At 62.7% G+C, this 3896-nt stretch carries 5 protein-coding genes and 1 pseudogene; 2 read left to right on the top strand and 4 right to left on the bottom strand.

Features of this window, described 5'->3' with window-relative positions:
• Positions 1–68 precede the first annotated feature (68 nt).
• The 4 genes and pseudogenes from K288_RS48975 to K288_RS0142700 all read right to left on the bottom strand — a co-directional run bounded on the left by K288_RS48975 (position 69) and on the right by K288_RS0142700 (position 2343).
• Positions 69–1169 (bottom strand): recombinase family protein, encoded by a 1101-nt coding sequence (locus tag K288_RS48975; protein WP_084800130.1) that lies wholly within the window; start codon positions 1167–1169, stop codon positions 69–71.
• Positions 1162–1443 carry a hypothetical protein gene (locus K288_RS54450; protein ID WP_027584790.1) on the bottom strand — a complete coding sequence of 94 codons (282 nt, stop codon included), beginning with the start codon at positions 1441–1443 and terminating at the stop codon, positions 1162–1164. The genes K288_RS48975 and K288_RS54450 overlap by 8 nt, the downstream gene beginning before the upstream one ends.
• Positions 1444–1603: 160 nt before the next feature.
• A pseudogene (locus K288_RS55630) lies at positions 1604–1912 on the bottom strand (helix-turn-helix domain-containing protein); the annotation flags it as partial.
• 164 nt (positions 1913–2076) lie between these two features.
• Positions 2077–2343, bottom strand: a complete 267-nt coding sequence (locus K288_RS0142700; protein WP_027584789.1) for a DUF5372 family protein — start codon at positions 2341–2343, stop codon at positions 2077–2079.
• A 62-nt stretch (positions 2344–2405) separates the two neighbouring features.
• Here K288_RS0142700 and K288_RS48965 point away from each other — a divergent pair, with 62 nt between their 5' ends.
• Entirely contained in the window at positions 2406–3164 is a 759-nt protein-coding gene (locus K288_RS48965) for a transposase (protein ID WP_201449824.1), read from the top strand.
• Positions 3165–3177: 13 nt separating this feature from the next.
• Positions 3178–3759, top strand: coding sequence for an ATP-binding protein (locus K288_RS48960; RefSeq protein WP_244443485.1), 582 nt, complete (start codon positions 3178–3180; stop codon positions 3757–3759).
• The last annotated feature ends 137 nt before the right edge of the window (positions 3760–3896 follow it).

Below are 3896 nucleotides of genomic sequence, written 5' to 3'. Positions count from 1 at the left end.
ATCACCAGGCCGCCTGACCTTCACGCAACGCCATCATAGAGCTCGCCGTGCCCGCGCGCATGCGTCAATCAGGCGGTCTTCGTCGTATGCGTACGATAGGTTGGGACGGTGCCGCCGTGCTCCTGGCTGTAGCGCACACCCATGCGTTCGCCACACAGGCCACAGACCACGCGACCTTGGAGGAGCGCCGGCCCCTCGCGCGCCGGCCCCGACCGCCGCTCGCCACCGAAGGCACGAGCGTTGTCGGCGAGCCGCCGCTGCTTGGCCTCGAAGCGCTCCCAGTCGATGTAGCCCTGGTGCATCCCCGGCATAACGAACTGCCAATCGGCCCTGGCAACCTTGACGACACCGGTGCCACCATCGGGCCGGTGCCGTATGCGCGTTCGGCCATACGCAAAAGCGCCGGCGTAGCGCGGATTGTGGAGCACCTGCAGAACGCGCGCATGGTGCGGCGCCGCCCACAGGAGGTCGCCCTTGTTCGATCCTGTCCGGAGTCGGCGCGGGAACAGCAAACCTTGCTCCCGGAAGAAGCGGACTGTCTGCATCGCACTTCCGGTCTGCTCGAAGGTATCGAACACGAGACGGATTGCGTTCTGCACCTGGAGGTCGGGATCGAGGCCGATCGTCCGATCGTTCCGGTAAACCAGCCCGACCGGAGGGCACATCTCGAGCTCGCCGCGACGGGCCTTGTTGAGCTGACCACCACGCATGCGTGCTTTGAGGATGTGCAGCTCGGCCTCGCTCATCGTACCTTTGAGGCCGAGCAAGAGGCGATCGTTGAAGCTGGCTGGATCGTAGATACCGTCTTCGTCAAGGATGAGCGTCGCCGTCAATGCGCAAAGCTCGATGAGCCTGTGCCAGTCGGCCGAGTTGCGCGCAAGGCGTGAGACCTCCAGCCCCATAACAATACCGGCCTTGCCGAGCGCCACCTCGCTCACCAGTTGCTGGAAGCCGTCGCGTGCTGTCGTACTTGAACCGGATTTGCCGAGATCGCGATCGATGACGTGAACGCGCTCGACCGGCCCGCCGGCCACAACTGCTCGATCCCGCAACCCATATTGGCGCTCGGTGCTCTCGCCGTGCTCGGCGACTTGGCGAAGAGTCGATTGGCGGACATAGAGGTAAGCGTCGCGCTTGAGATGGTCGGCAGTGACTTTAAGCTCAGGCATGGAAGGGCTCCATTGCGATGGCGACGAGGATGCCGGCGATGAGGCGCGTGACGTCGCTTGTTGCGGGCGACGGATTGTCTGGGGCCGAGTGCGTGAACCGATGGTCGCAGCAGGCCGCCTCGGTATCGACCTCCTGTCCGCGTGCTCGGATCCACGCTGCCAATCCCCGTCGACGAAGAATGGTGAGACCAGGGCAGGCCGTGAACTCGGCACGCAATGCGGCGGCGCGTAGCTTCTCGTAGCTGTCCGCGGCGTCCGCAGGCGCGACGATCAAGCTGGCTTGAGTCGTTTTTTTTGCGCGCCAGCGCCCGCTCCAGGCTGCGTCGGTGCACCTTGACGCCGAACCGCGCCGAGATCGCATCTAGGCAGTGCGACGTCGTCAGTTCGGGTCTTGCAGCTTTGAGAGCGGCGACGAACGCAACGACCTCGGCGGAGACCTTGTGGCCGCCTTTGGGGCCTCGCCGGTTCGGCAACAGGCCGGCAAGCCCGGCGGTCTGCAGGGCGCTCTGCGCCTTGTAGAAGGTCGGGCGCGTCACGCCGAATGTCTCGGCGGCCTCGCTGATCGCAACGCCGTCGACCTGGTGACGTCGCACCATCTCGTAGCGCACTTGCACCAGGTCCTTCGCATCGAAGAATGGGTTGCTGACGAACGAGGGGTCGCGGACGGCTTCCGGATTTGGATTGAGGACGCCGTCTTGCGCCAGCGCCTCGCTCTTCGGATCCCGCTTCTTCGCCCTGGCCATGCTCGGCCTCAATCTTACGTAAATATAAAGACGCCTCTATATGTTGAGCGTCAATGGAGATGTCGCCGCTATATGAAGATTTATCGCCGATACTAGCGCAATAATACGCCGCACCGCGTCGTCGGTATGGCGTTATTATCTTTACACGTGCGGCGTATTTAGATTTACGCATCGCTGGCGCCCATGCTCTCCGCGAGCCGGTCCAGCGCGTCACAAAGCGCCAACAGGTCAACCGCGCAAAAGGCTGCTCTACCCGCAGCGATCAGCAAGAACTCATCGGGTGGATCGATATCGGTCCATGCGCTAGCGATCGTACAAAGTCGACCGTTCTGATCCTCATAGACCACCCGGTCTTCGCCCCAATGACGGCGCCGACAGATCAGCTCGAACTTGCGACCGCAAAACGGATGGAAGGGATGCGTGATCCGCACCTTTTGCTGGGTCGTACCCCCATGACCTGCAGTCGACAACTTTTGCCAAGGCCAAGGTCGAAGTGGGCGTCCAAATCGTCGGGCGATGGATTCTGGCGCGCCTACGCAACCGCCGCTTCTTCTCGATTGCCGCCCTCAACGAGGCGATCCATGCGCTTCTTGTCGATTTGAACGATCGAGCGTTGCGGAGCTGGGGACGAAGCCGGCGTGAGCTGTTCGAGGAACTCGATCGTCCGGCACTCATCCCCTTGCCGGACGAGCCGTACGAGTACGCCGAGTGGAAGCGCTGCCGGGTGAACCTCGATTATCATGTCGAGATTGCCAAGCATTATTACAGCGTTCCCCACAACCTCGTGCATCAGGTGGTCGAGGCGCGGATCACCTTAAGGACCGTCGAGATTTTCCTCCGTGGTAAGCGGGTGGCGTCACATCTGCGCAGTGCCTTGCCGCATCGTCCCACGACGATCTCCGAGCATATGCCAAGCTCGCATCGCCGCTACCGCGACTGGACCCCTGAACGCATCCGTTCCGCGGCCGTCAAGGTGGGGCCCGACGCCGAGACGCTGATCGATGTCATTCTGCGCTCGCGGCCGCATCCGGAACAAGGCTTCCGCTCCGCCATTGGCATTCTCGGGTTGGTCAAGCGCTACGGCCAGGAACGCGTCGACGCCGCCCGCGCCCGGGCGCTTCTGCTCAATGCCCGTTCCTACAAATCGGTCGCTGCCATCCTCAAGAACGCCACCGACAAAACCGCTCCTCCCGCCCAAGAGGCGCCCATCCTCCTCCACGCCAACATCCGCGGCCGCGGCTACTACAACTGATCAGGAGATCATCGTGCTCATTCACCCGACCGTCGAGCGCCTGCGTGCACTCGGCCTCACTGCCATGGCGGACACGCTCATCGAACTGCAGAACAATCCCGAAGCAGCAGAGATGCCGCATCCCGATTGGCTCGGCCTGCTCGTTGATCGCGAGGTCACCGCCCGCGACAACCGTCGCCTCGTGCGCCGCTTGACCAGCGCCAAGCTCCGGCAGGCCGCCACCATCGAGAACGTCGATTATCGCACCGCTCGCGGTCTCGACCGCTCACTTTTCCAGAACCTCGCCACCGGTCAATGGATCCGTGATTGTAACCATCTGGTCATCGTCGGTCCGACCGGCACCGGCAAGTCCTGGCTTGCTTGCGCACTCGGCAACAAGGCTTGCCGCGACGGCTTCTCCGTCCTCTACAAGCGCGCTCCCCGCCTGTTCGCCGATCTCGCTCAGGCGCGCGGCGAAGGCCGTCTTTCTCGCCTGATCGGTGCGCTGGAGCGCGTCAGTTTGCTCATATTGGACGACTGGGGCCACTCACCGCCGACCAGCGTCGCGATCTGCTCGAGATCGTCGACGATCGCTACGACAAAGGATCATTGCTGATCACAAGCCAAGTCCCCGTGTCACAATGGCACGACGTAATTGCGGAGCCGATGACTTCATGATGCCTCCTTCTTCGAACGCTTGGTGCGTCGTACCCGATTGCGAAGCTGACGGATTTGGTCGTCTGAGAGCTCGAT

This window comes from Bradyrhizobium sp. Ai1a-2, from assembly GCF_000426245.1.
In the GTDB taxonomy this organism is placed as follows: domain Bacteria; phylum Pseudomonadota; class Alphaproteobacteria; order Rhizobiales; family Xanthobacteraceae; genus Bradyrhizobium.
The sequence above is the reverse complement of the archived record's forward strand: the minus strand, read 5'-3'. Positions and strand labels throughout refer to the sequence as shown.